Origin of the sequence: Janthinobacterium sp. LS2A (assembly GCF_036543145.1) — a bacterium.
GTDB classification, from domain to species: Bacteria; Pseudomonadota; Gammaproteobacteria; order Burkholderiales; family Burkholderiaceae_D; genus Janthinobacterium; species Janthinobacterium aestuarii.
This window is the reverse complement of the sequence record NZ_JAZHPB010000002.1, coordinates 505,528-531,287: the sequence shown is the minus strand read 5'-3', so window position 1 is coordinate 531,287 and position 25,760 is coordinate 505,528. Positions and strand designations below refer to the sequence as shown.

General features: G+C 64.8%; 19 protein-coding genes and 1 pseudogene. 9 read left to right on the top strand and 11 right to left on the bottom strand.

All coding sequences use genetic code 11. The features are described from left to right. Positions 1-35: 35 nt before the first annotated feature. Genes V3C40_RS08230 through V3C40_RS08220 form a run of 3 tightly spaced genes read right to left on the bottom strand, consistent with a single transcriptional unit; the run spans position 36 to position 5,554 of the window. The gene (locus V3C40_RS08230; protein ID WP_331777129.1) at positions 36-1,835 is read right to left on the bottom strand and encodes a J domain-containing protein; all 1,800 of its coding nucleotides are present in this window, start codon (positions 1,833-1,835) and stop codon (positions 36-38) included. Between the two features lie 12 nt (positions 1,836-1,847). Beyond that, a complete protein-coding gene (locus V3C40_RS08225) occupies positions 1,848-3,557 on the bottom strand; it encodes a molecular chaperone HscC (protein WP_072455025.1) in 1,710 nt (569 codons plus the stop codon). After that, a complete protein-coding gene (locus V3C40_RS08220; RefSeq protein ID WP_034746481.1) occupies positions 3,557-5,554 on the bottom strand; it encodes a DNA topoisomerase IV subunit B in 1,998 nt (665 codons plus the stop codon). Before V3C40_RS08220 ends, V3C40_RS08225 begins: the two co-directional genes overlap by 1 nt. Positions 5,555-6,016: 462 nt before the next feature. Between V3C40_RS08220 and kdpF the strand changes: the two genes are divergently transcribed. The 7 genes from kdpF to V3C40_RS08185 all read left to right on the top strand — a co-directional run bounded on the left by kdpF (position 6,017) and on the right by V3C40_RS08185 (position 15,095). Continuing rightward, positions 6,017-6,106, top strand: coding sequence for a K(+)-transporting ATPase subunit F (kdpF, locus tag V3C40_RS08215; protein ID WP_034746483.1), 90 nt, complete (start codon positions 6,017-6,019; stop codon positions 6,104-6,106). Further along, a complete protein-coding gene (gene kdpA, locus V3C40_RS08210) occupies positions 6,106-7,911 on the top strand; it encodes a potassium-transporting ATPase subunit KdpA (protein ID WP_331777128.1) in 1,806 nt (601 codons plus the stop codon). The genes kdpF and kdpA overlap by 1 nt, the downstream gene beginning before the upstream one ends. A 9-nt stretch (positions 7,912-7,920) precedes the next feature. Further along, positions 7,921-10,005: a potassium-transporting ATPase subunit KdpB gene (gene kdpB, locus V3C40_RS08205; RefSeq protein WP_331777127.1), complete on the top strand. Its 2,085-nt coding sequence runs from the start codon at positions 7,921-7,923 to the stop codon at positions 10,003-10,005. A gap of 10 nt (positions 10,006-10,015) precedes the next feature. Then, positions 10,016-10,591: a potassium-transporting ATPase subunit KdpC gene (gene kdpC, locus V3C40_RS08200; RefSeq protein ID WP_331777126.1), complete on the top strand. Its 576-nt coding sequence runs from the start codon at positions 10,016-10,018 to the stop codon at positions 10,589-10,591. Between the two features lie 185 nt (positions 10,592-10,776). Beyond that, positions 10,777-13,518 carry a DUF4118 domain-containing protein gene (locus tag V3C40_RS08195; RefSeq protein WP_331777125.1) on the top strand — a complete coding sequence of 914 codons (2,742 nt, stop codon included), beginning with the start codon at positions 10,777-10,779 and terminating at the stop codon, positions 13,516-13,518. Further along, positions 13,515-14,213: a two-component system response regulator KdpE gene (gene kdpE, locus V3C40_RS08190; RefSeq protein WP_331777124.1), complete on the top strand. Its 699-nt coding sequence runs from the start codon at positions 13,515-13,517 to the stop codon at positions 14,211-14,213. Before V3C40_RS08195 ends, kdpE begins: the two co-directional genes overlap by 4 nt. A gap of 132 nt (positions 14,214-14,345) precedes the next feature. After that, the gene (locus V3C40_RS08185; protein WP_331777123.1) at positions 14,346-15,095 is read left to right on the top strand and encodes a TorF family putative porin; all 750 of its coding nucleotides are present in this window, start codon (positions 14,346-14,348) and stop codon (positions 15,093-15,095) included. 55 nt (positions 15,096-15,150) lie between these two features. Here V3C40_RS08185 and V3C40_RS08180 read toward each other — a convergent pair whose 3' ends face one another. From V3C40_RS08180 to V3C40_RS08170, 3 genes are read right to left on the bottom strand one after another with little or no spacing between them, the layout of a single operon-like run. Next, on the bottom strand, positions 15,151-15,693 hold the full coding sequence (locus V3C40_RS08180; RefSeq protein ID WP_331777122.1) for a division plane positioning ATPase MipZ: 543 nt from the start codon (positions 15,691-15,693) through the stop codon (positions 15,151-15,153). Beyond that, entirely contained in the window at positions 15,671-16,708 is a 1,038-nt protein-coding gene (gene dapA / locus V3C40_RS08175) for a 4-hydroxy-tetrahydrodipicolinate synthase (RefSeq protein WP_331777121.1), read from the bottom strand. The genes V3C40_RS08180 and dapA overlap by 23 nt, the downstream gene beginning before the upstream one ends. After that, positions 16,705-17,004, bottom strand: a complete 300-nt coding sequence (locus V3C40_RS08170) for a hypothetical protein (protein ID WP_235194154.1) — start codon at positions 17,002-17,004, stop codon at positions 16,705-16,707. The genes dapA and V3C40_RS08170 overlap by 4 nt, the downstream gene beginning before the upstream one ends. A gap of 219 nt (positions 17,005-17,223) precedes the next feature. Between V3C40_RS08170 and V3C40_RS08165 the strand changes: the two genes are divergently transcribed. Continuing rightward, a complete protein-coding gene (locus V3C40_RS08165; protein ID WP_331777120.1) occupies positions 17,224-18,231 on the top strand; it encodes a gamma-glutamyl-gamma-aminobutyrate hydrolase family protein in 1,008 nt (335 codons plus the stop codon). Then, on the top strand, positions 18,228-19,307 hold the full coding sequence (locus tag V3C40_RS08160; protein WP_331777119.1) for an alginate lyase family protein: 1,080 nt from the start codon (positions 18,228-18,230) through the stop codon (positions 19,305-19,307). The genes V3C40_RS08165 and V3C40_RS08160 overlap by 4 nt, the downstream gene beginning before the upstream one ends. Here the strand turns inward: V3C40_RS08160 and V3C40_RS08155 are convergent, their stop codons facing one another. The 5 genes and pseudogenes from V3C40_RS08155 to V3C40_RS08135 form a co-directional block, all read right to left on the bottom strand. Next, a complete protein-coding gene (locus V3C40_RS08155) occupies positions 19,308-21,779 on the bottom strand; it encodes a TonB-dependent siderophore receptor (RefSeq protein WP_331777118.1) in 2,472 nt (823 codons plus the stop codon). It abuts the gene before it with no gap. Between the two features lie 95 nt (positions 21,780-21,874). After that, on the bottom strand, positions 21,875-22,519 hold the full coding sequence (locus tag V3C40_RS08150; protein WP_331777342.1) for a FecR domain-containing protein: 645 nt from the start codon (positions 22,517-22,519) through the stop codon (positions 21,875-21,877). A gap of 189 nt (positions 22,520-22,708) precedes the next feature. After that, positions 22,709-23,191, bottom strand: a pseudogene (locus tag V3C40_RS08145) (sigma-70 family RNA polymerase sigma factor); the annotation flags it as partial. Between the two features lie 217 nt (positions 23,192-23,408). Beyond that, complete coding sequence (locus tag V3C40_RS08140) at positions 23,409-24,539, bottom strand: YbdK family carboxylate-amine ligase (protein WP_070301178.1); 1,131 nt, start codon at positions 24,537-24,539, stop codon at positions 23,409-23,411. Beyond that, the gene (locus tag V3C40_RS08135) at positions 24,540-25,727 is read right to left on the bottom strand and encodes a cation:proton antiporter (protein WP_034746513.1); all 1,188 of its coding nucleotides are present in this window, start codon (positions 25,725-25,727) and stop codon (positions 24,540-24,542) included. It abuts the gene before it with no gap. Positions 25,728-25,760 lie beyond the last annotated feature (33 nt).

The window sequence follows — 25,760 nt, the reverse complement described above, 5'->3', positions numbered from 1 at the left end:
GTGTTGAGTGGTTGCGGTTGAATTCGTGGGGCTGATTATGACAGCCGGGATTTGGAAAAGGACTTGCCGTACGTCAGATACATATAGCGCAAGGTCAGATACAGCACGGCCAGGGCCAGTTCGACGCTGTGATGCATCATCGGCATGGCGCGGATGGCCGGGGCGTGGCCGGCCAGCACGACGCTGGCGAGGGACGGCACCAGCACCACCGGCCAGATCGTCTTCCATTTGAAATCGGTGGGGGAAAACAGCAAGCCGGCGCACGACCAGGCATACAGCGCGGCGCCGACGAGGGCGGCCGGCAGCAATTGCAAATACAGTTGTAACAGCAAGCCTGCGCAGCCGATCAGCCATGCGGCGCGCAGGCGGGGCAAGAGCGCCTCGGGGAAGCCGCAATCGCCATACAGGCCGGTGGCGCTGCGCAGGGCCAGCGCCGCCAGGCAAAACATCATCGGCATGGCATCGCCGATGGCCAGCGCCGACGGGCCTTTGCCGCTCATGAACATGGCCGCGAACAGCGACAGGCCCAGACACAGGAGCAGCAGCATGCCATGCAGCAGCTGGCGGTTCATCGCATACGCGAGCAGGGCCGACGCGCACAAGCCGGCCGCGGTGACGAGGCGCATGGTGTCGCTGCGTTCGGGCAGGAACAGCAGCAAGGCCAGCACGAGGTAGGGCGCGATCCAGCCCAGTTGCCGCAAGCCGGGCCGCTGCCACAGCGCGGGCAGGCGTTCCTGCAGCGCTTCCTGCAGCGAGTCGAGCCGCGTGAACAGGGCCGCCGGCCAGCGCAAGGCATGCATGGCCAGCAGGGAAAAGGCCAGCGCCTGGAAGCCCAGCAGGCTGGCATAGGCCGCCGTGTCGCCGAGCTTGAAGCCGGCCGCATCGAGCACGCCCGCGAGCATGAAGTGCAGCACGAAACCGAGGCCGCCCGAGGCCAGCGCCGTCTGCTTGAAGTAGCGCTTGGCATGGACGGCGTGTTCCCATTGCTCGAACAGGTCCGTATCGAGCTTCCAGGCCAGCATCTCGCCGTGCTGCCAGCGTATCGTGTGCAGCAGTTCGCGCAGCTGCAGCGTGAATTTTTGGTCGAACAGCTGGCGCGCGTAGGCCGAAGGCGGCTGCTGCGACATGATGCAATCGAGGCCCGGGTAGCTGTCGCGGTTATCGCTGAAGTGGGCGAACGAGCGGTCGGCCCGGTAGCGCTGCACGGCGCTGCGCACCAGATCCCCATGGCTGCGCGCCAGATAGGAAAAATCGTGGTCCCAGCCCAGCTGCTCGAACAGGGCCTGGCGCAGCGCCATGTCATAGCCGGCGCTGGCGCAGTAGCGCAGCGCGCACAAGTCGAATTCCTCGCGCACGTCGAGGTTGAGCATGGCGTCGTCCTGCAGGATGCCGGCCACTACCTCACCGCCATCCGTGTGCCGAGACTGTTCCAGGAATGCCTGCCACAGGCTGGCCGCTTCCTGCGCCGGATCGATGGCGACCACGCCCCATAGTTCCGGCGGCGGTGCGGGCTCCTGGGCAATGACGCCCCACAGTTCCGCAGGCGGCTCCTGCGCTTCCTGCGCGGGTTCGTCGATGACGCCCCACAGCTCGGCCGCTTCGATGGCCGGCGCTTCTGGCGCTTCGACCTCTTGCGGTTCCGGAAATTCCTCGGCAAACAGGTGCGCATGGCGCAGCGCGTATTCATACGCGTCGCGCAGTTCCTGGAAGGCGGCAGGATCGTCTTCGGGGCGCGTCACCTTCAGGCGCTTCGCATACGCGCGCTTCAGCGCGCGCTCGTCGCCCGTCGGCTCCGTGCCCAGGATTGTCCACAGGCTGCGCTGTCCGTTGTCCATGCCGCCGTCCATTTACAGGAAGCTCTCGCTCTCGACCTGGCGCAACACGTCATCCAATGCCTGGCGGGCCTTGCGGATGGTGTTCGGGTCCTGCGTTTCCAGCGCGGCCTGGAAGTTGGCCGTGTGCGCAGCCAGATACTGGCGCACGTCGCCCAGCGACTGTTCGTACAGGCGGTCGGCGCGCGTGACCAGGGTGCGGTTTTCCAGCTGCTCGCGCGGGTGGATCTTCAGGTCGGCCAGTTCCGCAAAGCGCTGCTCGATCTGTTCCGGCGTCATCACGCCCGCGTTGTCGCTGATGATCATCTTGTGGCGTTCCTGCGTGGCCAGCACCGTCACTTCCGCTTCCAGCACGCCGCTGATGTCATAGGTGAAGCGCACGTCGATACCGATCTCGCCCGCTTTTTTCGCGGGGATCGGGAAGCTGATCTTGCCAAGGAAGACGTTGTCGGCCACCAGGCGCGATTCGCCCTGGAAGATCGCCACGTTGATTTCCTTCTGGTTGTCGTAGATGGTGGTGATGTTTTCCGTGCGCGAGACGGGCACCACGGAATTGCGCTCGATGATGGGCAGGTAATGGCCGCCTTCATACTGGTTCGCACCGACCTGGCGCGAAATGGAAATGCCCAGCGAGTATGGCGCCACGTCCGTCATGACCACTTCGTCGAGGGCCGCGTCGCGCATTTTCAGGCCCGCCTGCACGGCGGCGCCCAGCGCCACGGCTTCGTCCGGGTCCAGGTGGATGGCGGGGAAGCGGCCGAACATGCGCGACACGAGTTTGCGCACCAGCGGCATGCGCGTGGCGCCGCCGGCCAGCACCACTTCATTCAATTCCGCGGCGCGGATGGTTGCGTCGCGCAGCGCCCGTTCCACGGGCAGGCGCAGGCGCGCCAGCAGCGGCTCGCACAATTGCGCCAGCTTGTCTTCGCCGATCTCCCAGCTGTATTCTTTGTCCTGGTAGCGCGTGGCCATGCGCACGGACGGCTGCTCCGACAGCAGGCGCTTGACGCGCTCGGCCTCATCACGCAGCAACTGCTGCTGGCGCGGGTCGAGCAGGCGGCTGCCGACGGCGTCGCGCAGGCCGCTGCCTTCCAGGAAGGCGTCGACCAGCACGGTGACGAAGTCTTCACCGCCGAGGAAATTGTCGCCGGCCGAGGCGCGCACTTCCATCACGCCTTCGAACAACTCGAGAATCGACACGTCGAACGTGCCGCCGCCCAGGTCGAAGACGAGGAATTTGCTTTCCTGTTCCTTGTCGCGGATGCCGTAGGCCAGCGCGGCGGCCGTCGGCTCGTTGAGCAGGCGCTCCACGCGCAAGCCCGCCAGCTGGCCCGCGATGCGCGTGGCCTTGCGCTGCGCATCGCTGAAATACGCGGGCACGGTGATGATTGCTTCCTCGACCTTGTGGCCGAGGAAGGCTTCGGCATCTTCCTTCAGCGCGCGCAGCACCATCGACGACAGTTCTTCCGGGCGGAATTGCTGCGTGCCGAGGGCGATCTTCTTTTCGCTGCCCATGTAGCGCTTGAAGACGGCTGCCGTCAGCTGCGGGTGCGTCTGCAGGCGCTCGCGCGCCGCTCGGCCCACGAGCACAGTGCCGTCGTCATCGATGCTCACGCATGATGGCGTCAGGTGTTCACCGAGCGCATTCGGGATGATGGAAGCCTTGCCGTCGCGCCAGATGGCGACCAGGCTGTTGGTGGTGCCCAGGTCGATGCCGATGATCATCAGATATCCGCCTCCGCCTCATTGCCGTGTTCTTCGATCCAGGCGCGGCGTCCGGCCGCTTCGCCCTTGCCCATCAACATATTGAAGCGCAAGGCCGAGGCCATGTGGTCGACTTCACCCAAGGTCACGGGCAGCAAACGGCGCGTGTCCGGGTTCATCGTCGTTTCCCACAGCTGCTCGGCGTTCATCTCGCCCAGGCCCTTGAAGCGCGAGATCGACCAGGCGCCCTGTTTCACGCCTTCCTTGCGCAGCTTGTCCTCGATAGCCACCAGTTCGCCGTCGTCGAGCGCGTAGATTTTCTGGATCGGCTTCTTGCCGCGCGCGGGCGCATCGACCCGGTACAAAGGCGGGCGGGCGATGCAGATGTGGCCCTTGTTGATCAGGACCGGGAAGTGCTTGAAGAATAAGGTCAGCAGCAGTACCTGGATGTGCGAGCCATCCACGTCCGCATCGGACAGGATGCAGATTTTGCCGTAGCGCAGGCCGGACAGGTCGGGTGTATCGCCCACGCTGTGCGGATCGACGCCGATGGCCACGGCGATATCGTGGATCTCGTTATTGGCGAACAGGCGGTCGCGGTCGGTCTCCCACGAGTTCAAGACTTTGCCGCGCAGGGGCAGAATCGCCTGGAATTCCTTGTCGCGGCCCATCTTGGCCGAACCGCCCGCCGAATCGCCCTCGACGAGGAACAGTTCATTGCGCGCGATGTCGGACGATTCGCAGTCGGTCAGCTTGCCGGGCAGGACGGCGACGCCCGACGATTTTTTCTTTTCCACTTTTTGCAGCGAGCGCTGGCGCGACTGCGCCTGCTTGATCACCAGCTCGGCCAGCTTCTTGCCGTAGTCGACGTGCTGGTTCAGCCACAGTTCCAGCGGCGGCTTGGTGAAGGTCGACACGAGGCGCACGGCGTCGCGCGAGTTCAGGCGCTCCTTGATCTGGCCCTGGAATTGCGGGTCCAGCACCTTGGCCGACAACACGAACGAGGCGCGCGCGAATACGTCTTCCGGCAGCAGCTTCACGCCTTTCGGCAGCAGCGAGTGCATTTCGACGAAGTTTTTCACGGCGCCGAACAGGCCGTCGCGCAAGCCCGATTCGTGCGTGCCGCCATTCGAGGTGGGGATCAGATTGACGTACGATTCGCGCACGATGGCGCCTTCTTCCGTCCACGCCACCACCCACGCCGCGCCTTCGCCTTCGGCAAAGCCTTCCGAGTCTGGACCCGCGTATTGCGCGCCCTCGAACAGGGGAATCAGGGTTTCGCCATTCGATACCTGCGCCAGCGTTTCGGTCAGGTAGCCGCGCAAGCCTTCCGCGTACTGCCACGTCTGCGTGTCGCCCGTTTTCGCGTTGGTGAGGGTGACGGTGACGCCCGGCAGCAGCACGGCTTTCGAGCGCAGCAGGCGTTGCAGCTCCGTTTGCGAGATGTTCGGCGAATCAAAGTATTTTGCATCGGGCCAGGCCGTGACGCGCGTGCCGGACTTCTTGCCGTCGCGTGGGGCGGGGCGGGAATTCAAGGGCTCGATCACATCGCCATTCGCAAACACCATGTGGTGCAAGCCGTTGCCGTCGCTTTCCTTGCGCCAGACGGTGATTTCCAGGCGCGTCGACAGCGCATTGGTGACGGACACGCCGACACCGTGCAAGCCGCCCGAGAACGCGTAGGCGCCGCCCGAACCCTTGTCAAACTTGCCGCCCGCGTGCAGCCTTGTAAACACGATTTCCACGGTCGGCACGCCTTCTTCCGGGTGCAGGCCGACGGGAATGCCGCGGCCATTGTCTTCCACGGTGATGCTGCCATCCGTGTTTTGCGTGACGGCGATGTGCGTGCAATGACCGCCCAGTGCCTCGTCGGAGGCATTGTCGATCACTTCCTGAATGATGTGCAGCGGATTTTCAGTGCGGGTGTACATCCCCGGGCGCTGCTTGACGGGTTCCAGTCCCTTCAGGACACGGATGGATGATTCGCTGTAGTCGGATGCTGGTTTTTTAGTGGCCATACGTGTTCAAGCTAAGTAAAGACAGTGGTTGGAACGCCAGGCCAGGGCACTGCGGGCGCAATGACAGCGGCGGCGATAACTGTATGAATATACAGTATATCCCGTCCAGCGTCACTGGGGGAGGGCAGTGCGGCAGGCCAAGCGTCCTTGTGCGGACGCTCGCGCATTCTATCTTGTCCCGCGAGCAATAGCGCTACTCCAGGGCAACAACAGTGCGCCTCAGGCGTGGTTTTGCGCCAATTGTGCTGGATTTTATGCGGTAAAGCCCCCGTTTTTACATCTTGTTTACATGCGCCTCCCCAGTCTTTACGAATTTTTTAGACCCTTTTGGCTAATCTGCTCACTATCAAAACAAACCTGAATGAGGGTGGGAATGGATCTCGTGTATCTCGGCTTGATTGCCGTGTTTTTCGTCCTGGCGGCCGGCTTCGCCGTCGCCTGCGACAAATTAGGGAGCGTCAAATGAACGCGTTTTATGTGCTGGGCGCCGTCGTCTCGGCTGGTTTGCTCGTCTACCTGCTGGTGGCGCTGCTGAAGGCGGAGGAACTGTGATGACGACGCAATCGATACTGTTATTGGTGGCTTTCCTGGCCGTGCTGCTGGCCGCCGGCTATCCGCTGGGCCTGTACATGGCCAAGGTGGCCGGCGATGCGCCCGTGCGCGGCCTGGGCTGGCTGCAAAAGCTGGAAAACCTGCTGTACCGCTGGTCCGGCCTGCCCGCCGACAAGGCCATGGGCTGGAAAAGCTATGCCATCGCCCTGATCGTCTTCAATACCGTGGGCGCCGTCTTCGTCTACGGCCTGCAGCGCCTGCAGGGCTTTTTACCGTTGAATCCACAGGGCCTGGGCGCCGTCAGCCCCGATTCCTCGTTCAATACCACCGTCAGCTTCGTCGCCAATACCAACTGGCAGGGCTATGGCGGCGAACAGACCATGAGCTACCTGACCCAGATGCTGGGCATGGCATGCCAGAACTTCTTTTCGGCGGCCACCGGCATCGCCGTGATCTTCGCGCTGGTGCGCGGCTTCGCCTCGCGCTCGGGCAAATCGATCGGCAATTTCTGGGTCGACCTCGTGCGCTCGACCCTGTACATCCTGCTGCCGTTGTCGCTGGCCCTGTCCGTCGTCTTCATGGGCGAAGGCATGATCCAGAATTTTTCCGCCTACAAGGAAGTGACCCTGCTCGACCACGTGGCGTATGAAACGCCGAAAATGACGGCCGACGGCCAGCCCGTGCTGGATGCGGCCGGCAAGCCTGTGATGGAAGCGCAAGTGGCGACGACGCAGACGATCGCCATGGGTCCCGTCGCGTCGCAGGAATCGATCAAGCTGCTGGGCACGAATGGCGGCGGCTTCTTCAACGCCAATTCCTCGCACCCGTATGAAAACCCGACCGTCCTGTCGAACTTCCTGCAGATGCTGGCCATCTTCATCATTCCCGCCGGCCTGTGCTTCACCTTTGGCAGCATGGTGGGCGACATGCGCCAGGGCTGGGCCGTGCTGGCCGCCATGACCGTGATCTTTGTCGTCATGACGGCCGGCGTGATGAGCGCCGAGCAGCAAGCCAATCCATCCTTGCAAGCGCTGGGCGTGGACCAGCAGGCCAGCAGCCTGCAATCGGGCGGCAATATGGAAGGCAAGGAAACGCGCTTCGGCATCAGCTCCTCGACCCTGTTCGCGGCCGTGACGACGGCCGCATCGTGCGGCGCCGTCAATTCCATGCACGACTCCTACATGCCTTTGGGCGGGATGGTGCCGCTGCTGCTGATGCAGTTCGGCGAAGTGATTTTCGGCGGCGTGGGCACGGGTCTGTACGGCATGCTGATGTTCGCCATCCTGGCTGTCTTCATCGCCGGCCTGATGATAGGCCGCACGCCTGAATACCTGGGCAAGAAAATCCAGGCCTATGAAATGAAGATGGTCTCGCTGGCCATCCTGATCACGCCAGCCCTGGTCTTGACGGGCACGGCGATCGCCGTGATGGTCGAACCGGGCAAGATCGGCGTGGCCAATCCGGGCGCGCATGGTTTTTCCGAAATCCTGTACGCGTTCACATCGGCCGCCAACAACAACGGCAGCGCGTTTGCCGGCCTGTCCGCCAACACGCCGTTCTATAACGTGATGCTGGCGATCGCCATGTGGTTCGGCCGCTTCGGCGTGATCGTGCCCGTGCTGGCGGTGGCCGGTTCGCTGGCGGCCAAGCAGCGCCTGTCGGCCAATGCCGGCACCATGCCCACGCACGGCCCCATGTTCATCGGCCTGCTGATCGGCGTCGTCGTGCTCGTCGGTGTATTGAATTACGTTCCCGCGCTGGCCCTGGGCCCGATCGTCGAACACCTGCAACTTTTCATCAAATAAGAGGCTACCATGTCACGCACAAGCCTGACTTTGTTCGATTCCGCACTGATTGGCCCCGCCGTCGTCGATGCGTTCAAAAAACTCGACCCGCGCACGCAGTGGCGCAGCCCCGTGATGTTCGTCGTCTATGTCGGCAGCATCATCACGAGCCTGCTGGCGACCCAGGCCGGGATCAGCGGCGGCCAGGGCGAAGCGCCATTCGGCTTCATCGTCGCCGTCGCCGTGTGGCTGTGGTTTACCGTGCTGTTCGCGAACTTCGCCGAAGCGCTGGCCGAAGGCCGCAGCAAGGCGCAGGCGGCCTCGCTGCGCGCCCTGAAGCAAACGGTGATGGCAAAGAAAATGCAAACGCCGAAATACGGCACTTCCTGGCTGCCCACGCCGGCCACCGACCTGCGCAAGGGCATGACGGTGCTGGTCGAAGCGGGTGACGTGATTCCCGCCGACGGCGAAGTGACGGCCGGCGTGGCTTCCGTCGATGAAAGCGCCATCACGGGCGAATCGGCGCCCGTCATCCGCGAATCGGGCGGCGACTTTTCCGCCGTGACGGGTGGCACCCGCGTGCTGTCCGACTGGCTGCTGGTGCGCGTCTCCGTCAACCCCGGCGAAGCCTTCATCGACCGCATGATCGCCATGGTCGAAGGCGCCAAGCGCCAGAAGACGCCGAACGAGATCGCCCTGACGATTCTGCTCGTGGCCCTGTCGATCGTCTTCCTGATCGTCACCGTGACCCTGCTGCCGTATTCGCTGTTTTCCGTGGCGGCGGCCGGCAGCGGCACGCCCGTGACGATCACGGTGCTGATCGCGCTGCTCGTGTGCTTGATTCCGACCACCATCGGCGGTTTGCTGTCCGCCATCGGCGTGGCCGGCATGAGCCGCATGATGCAGGCCAATGTGATCGCCACGTCGGGCCGCGCCGTGGAAGCGGCCGGCGACGTGGACGTGCTGCTGCTCGATAAAACGGGCACCATCACCCTGGGCAACCGCCAGGCGTCGAGCTTCGTGCCTGCGCCCGGCGTGACGGAGCAGCAGCTGGCCGACGCGGCGCAACTGGCCTCGCTGGCCGATGAAACGCCGGAAGGGCGCAGCATCGTCGTGCTGGCCAAGCAGAAGTTCAACATCCGCGAACGCGAGATGGCCAGCCTGCACGCTACCTTCGTACCGTTCACGGCGCAAACGCGCATGAGCGGCGTCGATATCGCGGGCGAACAGCAGGTGCGCCAGTTGCGCAAGGGCGCGGCCGATTCCATGAAAAAGTATGTGGAAGCGCTGGGCCAGCCGTATCCCGATGAAGTGGCGCGTGCCGTCGACGACATCGCGCGCCGCGGCAGTACGCCGCTGGTGGTGGTCGACGATGGCAAGGTCATGGGCGCCGTGGAACTCAAGGATATCGTCAAGGGCGGCATCAAGGAGCGCTTCGCGGAATTGCGCCGCATGGGCATCAAGACCGTCATGATCACGGGCGACAACAAGCTGACGGCTGCCGCGATTGCGGCCGAGGCGGGCGTGGACGATTTCCTCGCCGAAGCGACGCCGGAAGACAAGCTCAAACTGATACGCAGCTACCAGTCCGAAGGCCGCCTGGTGGCAATGACGGGCGACGGCACCAACGATGCCCCGGCGCTGGCACAGGCCGACGTGGCCGTGGCCATGAATTCAGGCACGCAGGCGGCCAAGGAAGCGGGCAATATGGTCGACCTGGACTCGAATCCGACCAAGCTGCTGGAAATCGTTGAAATCGGCAAGCAGATGCTGATGACGCGCGGCTCGCTGACGACGTTCTCGATTTCGAACGACATCGCCAAGTACTTCGCCATCATTCCGGCCGCCTTCGTGGGCACCTATCCACAGCTGAAGGCGCTGGACATCATGCACCTGGCCAGCCCCGCGTCGGCCATTATGTCGGCCGTGATCTTCAATGCCCTGATCATCGTCGTGCTGATTCCGCTGGCCCTGAAAGGCGTGCAATACCGGGCCATCGGCGCGGCCAGCCTGTTGCGCCGCAATTTGCTGATCTATGGCCTGGGCGGCATCGTCCTGCCCTTCATCGGCATCAAGCTGATCGACATGCTGCTGTCCGCACTCAATTTAGTCTAAAGGAACCATCATGAGCACCATCGTACGTCCCGCCCTGGTCCTGTTTGCCGCGCTGACAGTGATCTGCGGCGTCGTCTATCCATTCGCCACGGCCGGCATCGGCCAGCTGGCTTTCAGCGATGAAGTCAACGGCAGCATCGTCGAACGTGGCGGAAAACCCGTCGGCTCGACCCTGATCGGCCAGTCCTTCACCTCGCCCAAGTATTTCTGGGGCCGTCCATCGGCCACCGCGCCGATGGCCAATAACGGCGCCGGTTCGGGCGGCTCGAACCAGGGGCCGACCAATCCGGCCCTGGCGGACGCCGTCAAGGCGCGCATCGCCGCCCTGAAGGAAGCGGATCCCGGCAACACGCGCGCCATTCCCGTCGACCTGGTAACGGCGTCGGGCAGCGGTCTGGATCCGGAAATCAGCCTGGCCGGCGCCCTGTACCAGGCGCCGCGCGTGGCCCGCGTGCGCGCCATGCCGCTGGCGCAGGTGGAAAACGCCATCGCCAAGGTGCAGAAAACCGCGTATATCGGCTTTTTCGGTGAACCGCGCGTGAATGTGCTGGAACTGAACCTGGCGCTCGATGCGATGGCGAAGTAAGCTGGCGAAGATGCGTAGGTCGGCGTAGGTCGGCTTGGCGCAGCGTAAGCCGACACCACCACCAGCCAGGCCAACAATGTCGTCGGATTACGCGCAAGCGCTAATCCGACCTACGTGCTTACGTCGCCGCTTGACGCCACGGCAAAATAACAAGATAGCATTACGCAAGAAGATTAAAATACAACATGCTCCCCAACGACAGCCAACGCCCCGACCCTGATGCCCTGCTGGCGCAAGTGCAGGCGCAGGAAAAGAAAGCCGCGCGCGGCCGGCTGCGCATCTATTTTGGCGCCTCGGCTGGCGTCGGCAAGACCTATGCGATGCTGGCGGCCGCGCGCAAATTGCTGGCCGATGGCCAGGACTTGCTGGTGGGCGTGGTGGAGACGCATGGGCGCCAGGATACGGCGGCCCAGCTTGACGGGCTGCCCGTGCTGCCCCTGAAGGCCATCGAGTACCGGGGCAAGACCTTGTACGAGTTCGACCTCGACGAAGCGCTGCGCCGCGCGCCGTCTTTGATACTGATGGATGAACTGGCCCACTCGAACGTGGCCGGATCGCGCCATCCGAAGCGCTGGCAGGATGTCGAGGAATTGCTGGCCGCCGGCATCGACGTGCTGTCGACCGTCAACGTGCAGCACCTGGAAAGCCTCAATGACGTGGTGGGGGGGATCACGGGCGTGCGCGTGGCCGAAACCCTGCCCGACACGGTGTTCGACCGCGCCGACGAAGTGGTGCTCGTCGATATCCCCGCCGATGAACTGCTGCGCCGCCTGAAGCAGGGCAAGGTGTATCAGCCGTTGCAGGCCGAGCGGGCGTCGCAGCATTTTTTCCGCAAGGGCAATCTGATCGCCCTGCGCGAACTGGCCTTGCGCCGCACGGCGGACCGGGTGCAGGACGACGTGCAGGCCTACCGCGTCGAGAAATCGATCAACCCCGTATGGAAGACGGGCGCCGCGCTGCTGGCCTGCGTGGGACCGCACGCGGGGGGCGAACACGTAATCCGCAGCACGGCGCGCCTGGCCAGCCAGCTGAATGCGGAATGGCATGCGCTGTACGTGGAAACGCCGCGTTTGCAGCGCCTGCCGGCGGGCCAGCGCGAACGTATTTTGAAAACCCTGAAACTGGCGCAGGACCTGGGCGCGCGCACGGCCATTGTGCCGTCCGCCGACATCGCCGGCGCCGTGGTCGAGTATGCGCGCAGCGCGAATATCTCCAAAGTCATCGTGGGCCGTGGCCGCGCTGGTGTGCTGGCGCGCCTGTGGCAGGCGCCGCCGGCCGCGCGCATGGCCAGTCTGGCGCCCGATATCGATCTGATCGAGGTGGGCTTGCCGCCAGCCGATGCGGCGCCCCGGCGCGCAAGCGGCGACGATGCGGAAGCGCCGCGCCGGTCCTCGCGCCATTGGCGCTACATCGTGGCCGCCGGCGTCAGCCTGGCCACGGCCCTCGCCTCGGTTCCATTACAGCCTTATCTTGACCTGGCCAATATCGCCATGCTGTCCCTGCTGACGGTGGTGCTGGTGGCCGTGCGCCTGGGGCGCGGGCCGGCGGCGCTGGCCAGCCTGGTGGGCGTGGCCAGCTTCGATTTCATCTTCGTGCCGCCCCGTTTCTCGTTTGCCGTGGGCGATTTCCAGTATGTGATCACGTTTGGCGTGATGCTGGCCGTGGGCCTGATCACGGGCCACCTGACGGCCGGCCTGCGCTTCCAGGCGCGCGTGGCCTCGCACCGCGAAGCGCGCGCCCGCGCCCTGTACGAATTTTCGCGCGAGTTGTCCGGCGTGCTGCAGACGGAGCAGATTTTCGACATCACGAAAAGCGCCATCGAACGGGCTTTCCGCGCACGTGCCACCTTGCTGCTGCCCGATGACGAAGGCAGCTTGCAAGCTGCGAACGGCGGCGAGGCGCTCGATATCGGCATCGCCCAGTGGGCCTTCGACCATGCGCAGGCGGCAGGCACGGGTACCGACACCTTGCCGGCGTCACCCATTTTCTACCTGCCGCTGATCGCACCGATGCGCACGCGCGGCGTGTTGGCGCTGCTGCCGCTCGAGGGCGCGCAGCGCGGACGCTGGCTGCTGGTGCCGGAACAGCGCCAGCACCTCGATACCTTTGCCGCTCTGGCAGCCATCGCCCTCGAGCGCGTGCACTACATCGACGTGGCCCAGGGCGCGCTGCTGCAGATGGAGTCCGAGCGGCTGCGCAATTCGCTGCTGGCGGCCCTGTCGCACGACTTGCGCACGCCCTTGACGTCGCTGGTGGGCCTGGCCGAATCGCTGGCCTTGTCGCGGCCCGCGCTGTCGCCCGCGCAGCTGGACATGGCGCGCTCGCTGCAGTCCGAAACCGTGCGCATGAGCGCCCTGGTGGCGAACTTGCTGGACATGGCGCGCATCGAGAGCGGCCAGGTGCGCCTGAACCTGCAATGGCAGGCGCTGGAAGAAGTGGTGGGCAGCGCGCTGCGCGCCAGCGGCCCGCAATTGCAGCAGCATGCCGTGCAGACGCAGCTGGCACCGGGCTTGCCGCTGGTGCGCTACGACGCCGTGCTGGTCGAGCGTGTGCTGTGCAACCTGCTGGAAAACGCGGCCAAGTACACGCCGCCCGGCAGCACCATCACGGTCGCGGCTGGAGTGCACGGCCAGTTCCTGCAGGTGACGGTGCTGGACGATGGCCCGGGCTTGCCGCCCGGCCGCGAAGAAGCCATCTTTGAAAAATTCACGCGCGGCGAACGCGAATCGAACAAGCCTGGCGTCGGCCTGGGGCTGGCCATTTGCCGCGCCATCGTCGAAGCCCACGGCGGCACCATCCATGCACAGCCGCACGTGCCGGGACAGGGGGCCTCCATCGTCTTCAGCCTGCCGCTGGGTACGCCGCCGGCGCCGCCCGAGCTCGAGTTCGATGACGCCAACGACCGTGAAACAGGAAAATCAATATGAACGAACCTTCCGCCACCGCCTTGCTGGTCGAGGATGAGCCGCAAATCCGCCGCTTCGTGCGCGCCGCGCTGGAAGACGAGGGCTGGCAGATTTTCGAGTCCGCCACCATGCAGCGGGGCTTGATCGATGCGGGCACGCGCCGGCCCGACCTGATTGTGCTGGACCTGGGACTGCCCGATGGTGATGGCATCGATTTCATCGCCGACATCCGCAAATGGTCGGCCGTGCCCATCATCGTGCTGTCGGCGCGGGTCGACGAGCAGGACAAGATCCGCGCGCTCGACGCGGGCGCCGACGATTATCTGACCAAGCCGTTCGGCGTGGGCGAATTGCTGGCCCGCGTGCGCGCCACCTTGCGCCGCCAGCGCCAGCCCGCCACCAGCGACGATGGCGTGGTGCAGTTCGGCGACGTGCGCGTCGACCTGAAGGACCGGCTGGTCACGCGCAACAAGCAGCTGGTGCACATGACACCGACGGAATTCCGCTTGCTGTCCGTGCTGGTGAAAAACGCGGGCAGGGTGGTCACCAATCCGCAACTGCTGCGTGAAGTGTGGGGACCGTCGAACAGCGAAAACGGCCACTACCTGCGTATCTACATGGGCCATCTGCGCCAGAAGCTGGAAGCCGATCCGGCCCAGCCGCAGTACCTGCTGACGGAAACGGCCGTCGGCTACCGGCTGCTGCTGCCGCTCTAGCCAACTTTATATCCCCTGTTTGAAAACAGGCGCCGCGCGCGCCAGGGGGATGCTTTACTTAAAATTTTTGCAGCGGCGGGCCAGCTGCGCCATGTTGGCAAAGGCCCATACCACCAATGAAGAAGAACAACCATGAACAAAATGCTACTTGCACTTGCCGTCGCCACAGCCTTGACGGGCAGCCTGGCCCACGCAGACGAGGCCAAGCCCGATAATGAAGTGAGCTTCAACGTGGCCGGCGTATCCGACTACCGCTACCGCGGCATCTCGCAGACGCGCTTGAAACCGGCGCTGCAGGGCGGCGTCGACTACGTCAACAATCCGACGGGCCTGTATGCAGGCGCCTGGGCTTCCACCATCAAGTGGACCAAGGACGCGGGCGGCAGCGGCGACGTGGAAGTGGACCTGTATGCGGGCAAGCGCGGCCAGTTGAGCAGCGATGTTGGCTATGACGTGGGCGTGCTCGCCTATGTGTATGCGGACAACGGCTTGAAGCACGTCGCCGGCCTGGCCGACGCGGACACGCAGGAAGTCTACGGCCAGCTGTCGTATGGCCCTGCCTACGTCAAGTATTCGCACGCCGTCTCGAACCTGTTCGGCATCGTCAACAGCAAGAACAGCGGCTACCTGGACATCGGCGCGAATATCGACCTGACGAACGGCTGGACCGGCAACCTGCACGCGGGCCACCAGAAGGTCAAGAACAATGATGCATCGCGCTATACGGACTGGAAAGTGGGCGTCACGCGCGACTTCGGCATTGTTTCGGGCGCGCTGGCCGTGATCGGCACGAACGCGGGAAAATCGGCCTATGCCTCGCCCGTGAATGGCAAATTCATGGGCAAGACGGCGCTGCAACTGACGGTCAGCAAGACGTTTTAATTGACAGAGAAGAGAGGCGGCGCATGCGCCGCCTTTTTTTGCGTGCCCGGCCCGGCTAGGCGGGCAGGCTGAAAACGGCGCAGTACAGCTGCCCCAGGCTGACCACGCGGGCGGCCGGGATCTGCGCGGCCAGGGCATGGGCGGGCACCGCTTGCGTGTCCGCTGCCAGCAGCACGCGCAGGCCCGGATTGATGCTGCGCGCATGTGCGATGCGGCGCGCCAGGCCCGATTGCGCGGCGGCGTTGACGACACCGTCGAGCGGCACCACCAGTACGCGCGCGGCGACCAGGGCCGAACGGCTGCCCATGGAGTCGCGGCCTTCGCTGTCGATGACGATGTCGTGGTAGCAGTGCACCAGGTGTTCCAGCTCCGGCTGCAAACCCTTGGCGCTGATGGCGCGCGCCATCAGGCGCGGCCGCGTCAGGCTGCCGTGCATGGCGCCGTCGTGCATGTTCCTGGCCTGCGCCATGGCGCCCTGGCGCGGATCGGCATCGAGCAGCAATACCTTGCGTCCGGCCAGCGCGCGCGAAGCGGCCAGCCGCCCGGCCACGATGGATTTCTCCATCCCTCCGCGTTCATCCGTGATGGCGATGATCATCTTGGCGCACGGCTGGCATGATGTTGGCAGGGGAAACCAGCTGCAGCAGACAGCCTTCGCGCGGCTCGTCCCTGTCGCTGGCCGTCCATACGGGCAGTTCCAGCAGGGGCTCGAGGGCCGCGGCCAGGGCGGCCTGGCCGGCGGCCGACATGGGCATCATCGGCAGGCGCAAGGCGTTGCACACCTTGCCTTGCATGGCCAGCGCTGCCTTGACGGGCGCGGGATTCGGTTCGGCAAACAGCAGGCGGATGACGGGCAGCATGGTCTTGAACAGGGCGCCGGCGGCGCCGTGGCGGCCCTGCCTGACGAGGTGGTACAGCTGCGCATACAGGTCGGGGCGCACTTGGGCGGCGGCCGACATGGCGCCATGGCCGCCCATGGACAGGCTGGCCAGCAGCAGCGCATCGTCGCCGCACAGCACGTCCAGGCGCGTGTCGAGCAGCAGTTCGCCCAGCTGCTGCAGCTTGCCGCCCGCTTCCTTGATGGCGACGAAGTGCGAGTCGCGCGCCAGCAGGGCGGCCGTCTGCGGTTCGATATTGACGCCCGTGCGGGCCGGCACGTTGTACAGCACGATGGACTGGTCGGTGGCGCCGGCGATGGCCTGGAAGTGGCGCACGATGCCGTCCTGCGACGGGCGCACATAGGCGGGGGCGGAGACCAGCAGGCCCGCCAGCGGATGGTCGTTGTAGCGCTGCACCGTGGCGACGACATTGCGCGTATCGCTGCCGCCTATCCCCATCACGACGGGGAAGCGGGGGCCGACGGCTTCGAGCACGCTATCGAGCAGCATGGTCTGTTCGGCGGCGCTCAGCATGGCCGCTTCGCCCGTGGTGCCGCACACCACGAGGCCGTCGATGCCGCTGGCGGCCAGTTCGCACGCGAGCTGCTGGGCCGCGTCGAAGTCGATGTCGCCGTCGCCATCGCGGAAGGGCGTGACCATCGGCACCCAGATGCCCTGAAAGTGCGCGGTGATGCGCATCGAGGACATCGCCTGCTCGCAGGAATACTGGTTCATAGCGATTTCCCCTGGCTGATGCGGCCAAATTCCGCCGCTGGCAGCAGGCGCATGACGGCGTCCATCGTCAGGCGCAGGGCCGGTTCCGTCACGCACAGCCAGACTTTCATGCGCTCGGCGTGGTCGACCGCCTCGACGCGCATGAACGACAGCATGCCGCCGCACGTCCTGACGACCAGCTGGCGCAGCTCGGCCAGGCAGGCTTTGTCGACCGTGATATGCATGAGGAAAGTGGGCAGGCGCGGGTGGCGGTGGGGCAGGGCTTGACGTGCGGACAGGCGTGAATGGGGTTCCATGGTGGCTTTGCAGCGGTGGTTGAGGTACGTTCAAGATTAGCAGCGGGGGCGTAAAGATTCTCTAAAAAGCGGGGCCGCCGGCGTAAACGGGGCGTATGCGTTTGCCGCCGGCGTGTTGCGTGGACGCACCGTAGGTATGCTTTTGTTACAAAATTGAATCGTGCTTTTGAAGGCAGGGGTTTATATTGAAACCGTTCTCCGCTTTCAGTCAGCCCCGCCATGTCAGACGAAAAAGATCCCCAGCAGTCCCCGTCCACCGACCCAGCGCCGCCAGAGCCAGCACCGGCGCGGCCCGACCGGGTCGGCCGCCGGGCACCCGATGACGAGCACCGCGCGCGCGACGCCGCCCCCCGCTACCTGAAGGATAACGATACGCCGCTGGCGCTGGCCTGGCGGGTGATCTCGTCGCGCTACCGCTCCATGCGCGACAAGGCCAGCCGCGATTTCATGCGGCGCACCCTGCGCATCGGCATCTCGGCGCGTATTTTCCACCCCGAGCCGGGCGCCACTGGGCTGCGCAGCAAGAACCTGCAATACCTGGAAGAGTCGATCGCGCAGTGGGTCATGTCGCGCGACGTGCTGGTGTTCATGATCCCGACCGTCAATACGAGCGGCCAGCTACACCCGAGTAACATCACCCTGCGCCACTATGCACGCCACCTGGACGGCCTGGTGCTGCAGGGCGGCGCCGACGTCTCGCCGCAGACGTATTCCGAGGCGGCCACGCGGCCGGAATGGAACGGCGACCGCGCGCGCGACCTGTACGAACTGGAACTGCTGCACGAATTCGTCGACGCGGGCAAACCCGTGCTGGGAATTTGCCGCGGCTGCCAACTGATCAACGTGGGTTTTGGCGGCACCCTGTACCAGGACATCGCTTCGGACGTGGAAGGCGCCACCTCGCACGTCAACGACCTGTATGACCGCCACCGCCACACCATCGTCTTCCCGAAAGGCTCGTCGCTGGCCGGCATGTTCCCGAAGGCGGGGGAGGCGCTCGTCAATTCTATCCACCACCAGTCGGTCAAGGACCTGGGGCGCGACGTCACCGTGGAAGCGTATTCGCAAGGGGACAACATCGTCGAAGCCATCCGCTACCAGCGGGCGCGTTTCGTCATGGGCTTGCAGTGGCACCCGGAATTCCATTCGGCGGGCGGCGTCGAGCTGCTCGATTGCACGCCTATCCTCGATAATTTCTTGCGCGCGGCGCGGGAGACGCGGTTTTGAGTAAGCACCTGATGCGCCGGCGCATGGTACTGGCCGGCCTGCTGGCGCTGCCCCTGGCGGGCTTGCGCGCGGCGCCGCGTCCGCATGACGGCCCGCTGCCGTTTGCGTTGACCTCCGCCGCGCGGGCGCGCATGCTCAAGGCGAAGGTGGCGCCGGCCATCGCGGAACAGGTGCTCAAGGCGGCGCGCAAGGATGCGGCGCGGCCCGTGCATCTGATGGCCGAAGTGCGCACGGGCGGCTTGCTGAAGGGCGAGGGCGGGCGCGAGACCAGCCAGCAGGCGCAGGAAGACTGGCGCCAGGCGCGTTTGCAGGCCCTGGCCTGGCGGCTGTCTGGCGAGATGGCGCATTTCGAGGCGGCGCGCCAGCTGCTGCTGGCCTGGAGCGGCAGTTATCAGCCTTCGTTCAGTCCCGTCGACGAGACGGAGCTGGCCAGCTTGCTGATGGGATTTGACCTGGTGCAGGAACGCTTGAACGGCGTCGAACGCGAACAGGTGCAGGCGTTTTGCCGCACCCTGGCGAACGGGTATCTGAATGACCCCATCAAGGTGGGCGGCCCGTCCACGGCGCGCAATAACTGGCACAGCCACCGCATCAAGATCGGCACGGCCGCCGCGTATGTCACGGGCGACGCCTTGCTGATCGCGCGCGCGAAGGAGCGCTTCCTGGCGCACGTGCCGCGCAATATCGGCGCCGGCGGCGTGCCCTTCGACTTCGAGCAGCGCGACGCCCTCCATTACACCACCTACAGCCTGGAGCCGCTGCTGACGACGGCCCTGATGGCGCAGGCGCATGGCGACGACTGGTATGGCGCGCCGGAAGCGAAGCGCCTTGCCGAGGCGCTGGCCTGGCTGTCACCGTATGCGCAGGGTAGAAAGACGCACGAGGAATTCGCGAAAAGCGCCGTGCCCTTCGACCGCAAGCGCGTGGCGGCCGGCGAAAAGGGCTTTACGGGGAATTGGGAACCGAAGGGCGCCGCCAATGTGTATTTGCTGGCGGCGCGCTTCGATCCCGCTTACCTGTCCCTGGCGCTGGAACTGCGTCCGCCAGCCTGGGCGCTGGCGCTGTACGGCAACTGATTAAAACTTCGTGCGCAAGGTCAGCATGACATTGCGCGGTTCGCCGTAAAAGCCCGTCTGGAACAGGCCCAGGCCCGTGAAGTACTTTTTACCCGTCAGGTTGTTCACGTTCAGGCTGGCCGTTGTGTTCTTGCTGATTTCGTAGCGGGCCAACAGGTTGACCAGGGCAAAGCCGCCTTGTTCAATGCGCGCATAGTCATTGGCGGCCGGGTTCCAGATATGGCCGTAGAAGCCGCTTTGCCAGTTGACGCCACCTCCCACGGTGATTTTATTCAGGCTGGCCGGCAGGCGCCATGTCCCCTGCACGCGCAGCAGGTGCGGCGGCTGCGTCGTTTGCAGCATGGTGGAAAACACTTCCTGTCCATCCTTGTCGCGGATACGCGTATAGGTATAGCCGGCGCTCAGTTTCACATCGTTCAGCACTTCGCCGGTCACTTCCATTTCCAGGCCGCGGCTGCTGATGCCGTCGATGCCTTCATACGCTTCCTCGCCATTGACCTCGCCCACATAGTTGGCCACGTTGCTCTGGCGGATCTGGTACAGCGAGGCGCTGGCGTTGACTTTACCTTCCAGGAATTCGGCTTTCACGCCCGCCTCGAAACCCTTGCCGCGCACGGGGGCGAGGAAGTTGCGGTTCCTGTCGCGGTTGCTTTGCGGCGCGAAGATGCTCGTGTAGCTGCCGAAGAGGGAATAGGTTTTGTCCAGGTCATACACGACGCCCGCATACGGCGTGATGACATTGCTTTCGTCGATACGCGAGGTGATGCGCGCTGTGCCGCTGTCGAAGAAGATACGGTCCTGGTCCTGCTTGTAGTTGCTGACGCGCGCGCCGACGATGACGGACAGCGCCTCCAGGGGACGCAGGCGCAGCGCGCCATACAGGCCGCTCTGGCGTGTCTTGTCGTTGTCGTTGCCCAGGCGCGTGAACGCCGGTTCCGCGTACTGGCCGCGCCAGTCGAAGTAGCTGCCTTCCACCGGCGGGTAGACGGATTCGTAGACGGGACCGTCCTGCTTCGCGCTGGAGTGGGAATAGCCGATCATCGCTTCGTGGCGGCGGCCGAAGGCCGTAAATGGTCCGCTGGCGTCGACGTTGACGGTGGTCTGGCGGCGGTTACCCTTGTATTTTCCCATGAAGAAGTAGGCGCCTTCGCCCGTGACGGGATCGGGATTGCCGCCGCTGGCCGAACCGAGCACGCTGTCATGCTTGCTGCGCAGCTGGTTGGCGCTCAATTTCAGTTTCCACTCGTTGGCGAACGTATGTTCGAGCGACGAGAACAGCGTGGTGTTCTGCATGTCGCGGCGGCTCCAGTCCGTGGCCGGGTTCCACGAGGTGGGGAAATCCGTGCGCGAGCCGTCGGCCAGCAGCACGGGGAAACCGGTCCAGGTCGAGCCGCGCGGCTTGTAGTCCTGGTGCGTGAAGCCGGCCGTCAGCAGGGTGACGGGTGTCAGGTCCGCTTCGATGATGCCGTAGGCGATGGACTTCTGCTGCGTGTAGCGGTCCAGGTGGGAATGCTTGTCCTGGTAGGCGCCCACCAGGCGGCCGCGCACCGTGCGGCTGTCGTTGAGCGGGCCGGAAACATCGGCTTCGCCGCGGTAGTTGTCCCAGGATCCCGCGCCCAGGGTGGCCGAGCCCTCGAAGGCTGCGGTAGGGCGCTTGCGCACCATGTTGACGGTGGCCGACGGGTCGCCCGAGCCGCTCATCAAGCCCGTTGCACCCTTGAGCACTTCGATGCGGTCGTAGATGGCCATGTCGCTGTTCGTCGTGCCCCAGTCGTAGACGCCGTCATAGATGGCCGACACGCCGTCATACTGGAAATTGGTGACGGCAAAGCCGCGCGCCCAGAAGCTCCAGCGGTCGCTGTCATAGTTTTGCACGTTGACGCCATTGACGTTCTTCATGACGTCGGAGACGGCATTGCTGTTCTGGTCATCCATCTGCTGGCGCGTGACGATGGTCAGCGATTGCGGCGTTTCGCGCTGCGTCAGGGCCAGGCCCGTGGCGCCGCTGGCGGGGCCGCCCGTATAGCTGCCCGTGCCGCTGGTGACGGCGCTGCGTTCGGCTGCCGCCACCACGGTGACGCCGCCCATGACGGCCACGCCGCGGCTGTTCGCCGAAGGGGCGCCGGCGCTGGCGGGGATTTTCTGCAGCAGGTAGCCGCCATTCGCCTGCGGCACGGCTTGCAGGCCGCTGCCGGCCAGCAGCACGCGGAAACCATCGTGCACGCCATAGCTGCCTTGCAGGCCGGCGCTGCGCAAGCCTTGCGTGGCATCGCTGGAGAACGACAATAAAATGGCGCTGTCGCTGCCGAAGCGCGTCAGCACGTCGCCCAGCGCACCGGCGGGAATGCTGTAGGTGCGCACTTGCCGGGTTTGCGCCTGGGCCGCTGCCGGCAGGGCCAGGGTCATGCCGATCTGCGACAGGGCGCAGGCGAGGACGGTGCGGGTAAGGAGGGAACGCGAAGCGTGGTGCATGGAATAAAACCTTTCGTGGATGCGCAAGATGGAGACTGCCTATCTTCCAGGTCACGCAAGCACGGCGAAACAGCTCACTTTGCAGAAAATATTTTTCAGCGGGCCGCCAGTTCTATCCTGACGACTTGATGACCCCAGAAGCGCGTGACGGTATGGCGCCGCAGCTGCAGGCTGGCGCCGACGGCGTCGAGGATGGCATCGACATCGGCCAGCGGGTAGGAGCCGGAGACGCGCAGGCCGGCGATGGCGGGCGCGCAGCTCAATGGATGGTCGCTGTAGCGCGACAGCTCGGCGAGGAAATCGGCCAGGCGCATGTCGCGCGCCACCAGCATGCCATTGAGCCACGCGCCGCCATACGGCGCCAGGGCCTGGCGGTGCACGCCCGTGCCGTCGAAATGGGCGCCTTCGCCGGGACGCAGCACCAGGCGCTGCGCGCCATCATCGGCCAGCACGGCGACGGCCCCTTCGAGCACGCCGGCGCTGGTGTATTGCTCGTGCAGGCGCACGGTGAAACGCGTGCCCAGCGCCTGCAGGCTGCCGTGCGGCGTACCGACGAAGAAGGGGCGCTGCACCGCATCCTTGCCGGTGGCGATGAAGATTTCACCGGCCAGCAGTTCGATGCGGCGCTGTGCGCCGTCGTAAGCGATATTGACTGCGCTATTGGTATTGAGTGTGAGCTGCGTGCCGTCATCGAGGGTCACCACGCGGCGCTGGTTGACGGCCGTGCGGTAGTCGGCCATCCAGCCGCGCCATGGGCTGCGGCGTTCGAACGCATACAGCGAGGCACCGCAGGCCAGCAGCAGTGCCAGGGTCTTGACGGCGTGGCGGCGCGGCGCGTTCGCTTGCACGCAGGCGCGCAGCAGGGTCGCGTGCACGGCGGACGGCAGGTGTTCGTGCTGCGTTTGCAGCTGCTGCCACGCCTGCGTGGCGCTGCCGGCGCGCTGCAGATGGCGTTTCACGGTGGCCAGCGAGATGCCGAGCTGGCGCGCGATGTCTTCCTGCGGCAGTTCGTCAAGCTGGCGTAGCAAAAAAGCCCGTTTCACGGGAGGCGGCAAGCCGTCGAGCATGCGGTCGAGTTCAAACACGGTGGCCAGCAGCAGCGCCCGATCCTCGGGCGACGGCGCATGCAGGGGCGGCAGCTGCGCCAGCACGTCGAGATAAGCCTGTTCCAGTTTCTGGCGGCGGTAATGGTTGAACAGCACGCGCTGGGCGACGGTGGCGAGAAAGGCGCGCGGCTCGCGCGCGGCGACGGCGTCTTCGCGGTCGAGCAGGCGCATGAAGGTGTCCTGCGCCACATCGGCCGCGCACGCCGTGCTGCCCAGTTTCTTGCGCAGCCAGCCCTGCAGCCAGCCGTGGTGGTCGGCATACAGTGTCGCGATGTCCTGGCGTTGTAACGGCTTTGCCAGCGGCATCGCATTCCCCTTGCAAGCGTGACCGGGCCAGCCAGATCAATTTAGTTAATAGGAATCATTCTCAACTATTGTAGCAAGCGGGGGATAAGGTGTAAATGTGGGGTGTGGTTTTTTAGCGCGTTGCTGGCGTTGTTTAAACCCCAGAAGCAAGATCTGGGGTCGGACCCTGCAGGGTCCGACCCCGGAAGTTCAGGTGTTGGGTTGGACGGGCTAGTCCTTAGTAGTTCATCGCTTCGCCACGGAAGCAGCGGATCGCCGAATCGACCATGCCCTCGGCGCTGCCCTGCAAGCTGTGCTGCTTGCGCAGATATTGCGCGTCGCTCCATTGCTTGGCCACGTCCGACAGGTGTTTCAGGGCCGGCGTGCTGCCCAGCGCCTCGGCGTGCGGTTCCATCTTGCGCAGGGTGGTCATGATGTCTTCGCGCAGCGACATCGTCTCGTAGGTTTTCGGATGCGTGATGGCGCCATCGAGGCCGAAGCGGCAAGCCTGGAAGCGGTTGTAGTTATACACGAGGTAATCGTCTTCGACCGGCGGCACCTCCTTGCGTTCGAGCAGGTAGCGGCACAGGGCCTGCAGGTAGGCGGCCAGCGCGGCGGCACGCTCCACCGTCAGCGGCGTGTCGCACACGCGCAGTTCGATGGTGCCGAATTCCGGCTTGGGACGGATATCCCAGTAAAAATCCTTCATGCTCTTGATGATGCCCGTGTTCTCCATCTTGGCGAAATACTCGTTGGAGAACTGGTCCCAGCTCAGGGTGAACGGCGCGCGCCCGCTCATGGGAAACGCGAACACGGAGTTCAGGCGGGCCGAGTCGAACAGGGTGTCGCGCCCCTGCACGTAGGGCGAGGAAGCCGACAGGGCGATGAAGTGGGGGATGTAGCGGTTCAGCGAATGCAGCAAAAACATGGCGTCATCGCCCGAGGCGCAGCCGATGTGCACGTGCTGGCCGAAGATGGTGAACTGCTTGGCCAGGTAGCCGTACAGCTCCGAGATTTCCTGGAAGCGGGGCTTGGAAAAGATCTTTTGCGACGACCATTGCTGGAACGGGTGCGTGCCGCCGCCCGCGATGCCGATATTGAGCTTGTCGCCGGCCGTGATCAAGGTGTCACGGATTTCCTGCAACTGCGCCAGCAGGGGGCCGTGATGCGTGTGCACGCTCGAGTTAATCTCGATCATGCTCTCGGTGATTTCCGGCGTGACGTTGCCGGGGAACGGCTTTTTATTCAGCAGATGCAGCAGGTCGGGGCTGGCGGCCGTCAAGTCATAGTCCGACAGGTTCACCAGTTGCAGTTCGAGTTCGACGCCGAAGGTCAGCGCGGCCGATTGGCCAAAGGGTTCCAGCGGCATTTAGCGCTCCTTGATTTCATGGGTTTCTTTGGCCAGCATCAGCACGCGCTGCACCAGCACGGGGCCGACCAGTTCCAGGCCCAGGGTGATGGCGGCCAGGGCGTTCAATTCGTCGCCGAAGTTCACGCCGTGCTGGCGCGCGTGTTCGAGCAGCAGGATGATGAAGACGGAAACGGGCGTCAGCGCCACGCCCGTCAGCACGCCCTTGCGCCAGGAAATGCCGCTCACGTGCGAAAACGCGGCCACGCCGGCGACCTTCGTCAGCAAGCGTCCGCCGACGACGGCCAGGGCCAGGCCCGCGCCGGCCGTCACGCTGGCCCATTCCAGGGTCGAGGCGGCATACACGAACAGCAGCACCGTCAGCAGCTCGCCCATGGCGCCGAAATTGCGCTGCGCCTGGCTGAAGGCGACACGGCGGTGGCGCGCCACCAGGCCGAAGGTGAGCGTGGCCAGCAGCGGCGACAGGCTGGTGGTGTAGGTCAGGGCGACGAGTAGCATCACCGACAGCGCGAACGCCACGGTGGCGTCCTGCGCCATATTGCCCAGGCGGCGCAGCATGGCCGGCACGACAATGCCGAAGACGGTGCCGGCGGCCACCGAGGCGGCCAGCACGGCGGCGCTGCTGCTGCTCGCCTCGATCAAATCGGTGGAGCTCTGGAACATCCAGAAGCCGACGATGATGTTGAACGTGAAGACGGCCAGCACGCAATTCAAGGCCGTGAGGTGGACGATGCGTTCCGTGACCTGGCCCGAGCTGCGTTCCTCGTTGATGACGCGCATGATGGTGGCCGGCGAGGTGGACATGGCCAGCGACGCAAGCAGCAGCGCCGTCATCGAAGTGCTGCCGAATTCGATGCCGATGAAGTAGACGACGGTAAAGGTCAGCAGGGACTCGACCAGGCCCGTGACGGCGATCCACGGGTTGTTCTTCAGCCACCGCAGGTTGATGCGGTAGCCCACCTCGAACAGGATCAGGCCGAAGGCCACGTCGGCCAGCACCAGCATGGGGCCGGCGTCCGTCTGCGGCAGGATGCCCACCTGCGTCTGCGCGAGGACGAAGCCGATCACGCCGTAAAAACTGATGCGCGGCAGGCCCGTCCAGCGGTGGCCGAATTCGCCCACTACCCAGGCCAGGGTAATGGCGAACGGCCAGGACAGGTCGGCGGCGATCGAGATCAGACTTTGCATGCTCATTCCTTTGAAAATGGCGCTGGCACCGGC

What these genes read in the sequence shown, in the direction of transcription:
- V3C40_RS08230 (WP_331777129.1), bottom strand. Translation starts at nt 1,835, where the DNA reads ATGGACAACGGACAGCGCAGCCTGTGGACAATCCTGGGCACGGAGCCG.
- V3C40_RS08225 (WP_072455025.1), bottom strand. Translation starts at nt 3,557, where the DNA reads ATGATCATCGGCATCGACCTGGGCACCACCAACAGCCTGGTCGCCATC.
- V3C40_RS08220 (WP_034746481.1), bottom strand. Translation starts at nt 5,554, where the DNA reads ATGGCCACTAAAAAACCAGCATCCGACTACAGCGAATCATCCATCCGT.
- kdpF (WP_034746483.1), top strand. Translation starts at nt 6,017, where the DNA reads ATGAACGCGTTTTATGTGCTGGGCGCCGTCGTCTCGGCTGGTTTGCTC.
- kdpA (WP_331777128.1), top strand. Translation starts at nt 6,106, where the DNA reads ATGACGACGCAATCGATACTGTTATTGGTGGCTTTCCTGGCCGTGCTG.
- kdpB (WP_331777127.1), top strand. Translation starts at nt 7,921, where the DNA reads ATGTCACGCACAAGCCTGACTTTGTTCGATTCCGCACTGATTGGCCCC.
- kdpC (WP_331777126.1), top strand. Translation starts at nt 10,016, where the DNA reads ATGAGCACCATCGTACGTCCCGCCCTGGTCCTGTTTGCCGCGCTGACA.
- V3C40_RS08195 (WP_331777125.1), top strand. Translation starts at nt 10,777, where the DNA reads ATGCTCCCCAACGACAGCCAACGCCCCGACCCTGATGCCCTGCTGGCG.
- kdpE (WP_331777124.1), top strand. Translation starts at nt 13,515, where the DNA reads ATGAACGAACCTTCCGCCACCGCCTTGCTGGTCGAGGATGAGCCGCAA.
- V3C40_RS08185 (WP_331777123.1), top strand. Translation starts at nt 14,346, where the DNA reads ATGAACAAAATGCTACTTGCACTTGCCGTCGCCACAGCCTTGACGGGC.
- V3C40_RS08180 (WP_331777122.1), bottom strand. Translation starts at nt 15,693, where the DNA reads ATGATCATCGCCATCACGGATGAACGCGGAGGGATGGAGAAATCCATC.
- dapA (WP_331777121.1), bottom strand. Translation starts at nt 16,708, where the DNA reads ATGAACCAGTATTCCTGCGAGCAGGCGATGTCCTCGATGCGCATCACC.
- V3C40_RS08170 (WP_235194154.1), bottom strand. Translation starts at nt 17,004, where the DNA reads ATGGAACCCCATTCACGCCTGTCCGCACGTCAAGCCCTGCCCCACCGC.
- V3C40_RS08165 (WP_331777120.1), top strand. Translation starts at nt 17,224, where the DNA reads ATGTCAGACGAAAAAGATCCCCAGCAGTCCCCGTCCACCGACCCAGCG.
- V3C40_RS08155 (WP_331777118.1), bottom strand. Translation starts at nt 21,779, where the DNA reads ATGCACCACGCTTCGCGTTCCCTCCTTACCCGCACCGTCCTCGCCTGC.
- V3C40_RS08150 (WP_331777342.1), bottom strand. Translation starts at nt 22,519, where the DNA reads ATGGCCGACTACCGCACGGCCGTCAACCAGCGCCGCGTGGTGACCCTC.
- V3C40_RS08140 (WP_070301178.1), bottom strand. Translation starts at nt 24,539, where the DNA reads ATGCCGCTGGAACCCTTTGGCCAATCGGCCGCGCTGACCTTCGGCGTC.
- V3C40_RS08135 (WP_034746513.1), bottom strand. Translation starts at nt 25,727, where the DNA reads ATGCAAAGTCTGATCTCGATCGCCGCCGACCTGTCCTGGCCGTTCGCC.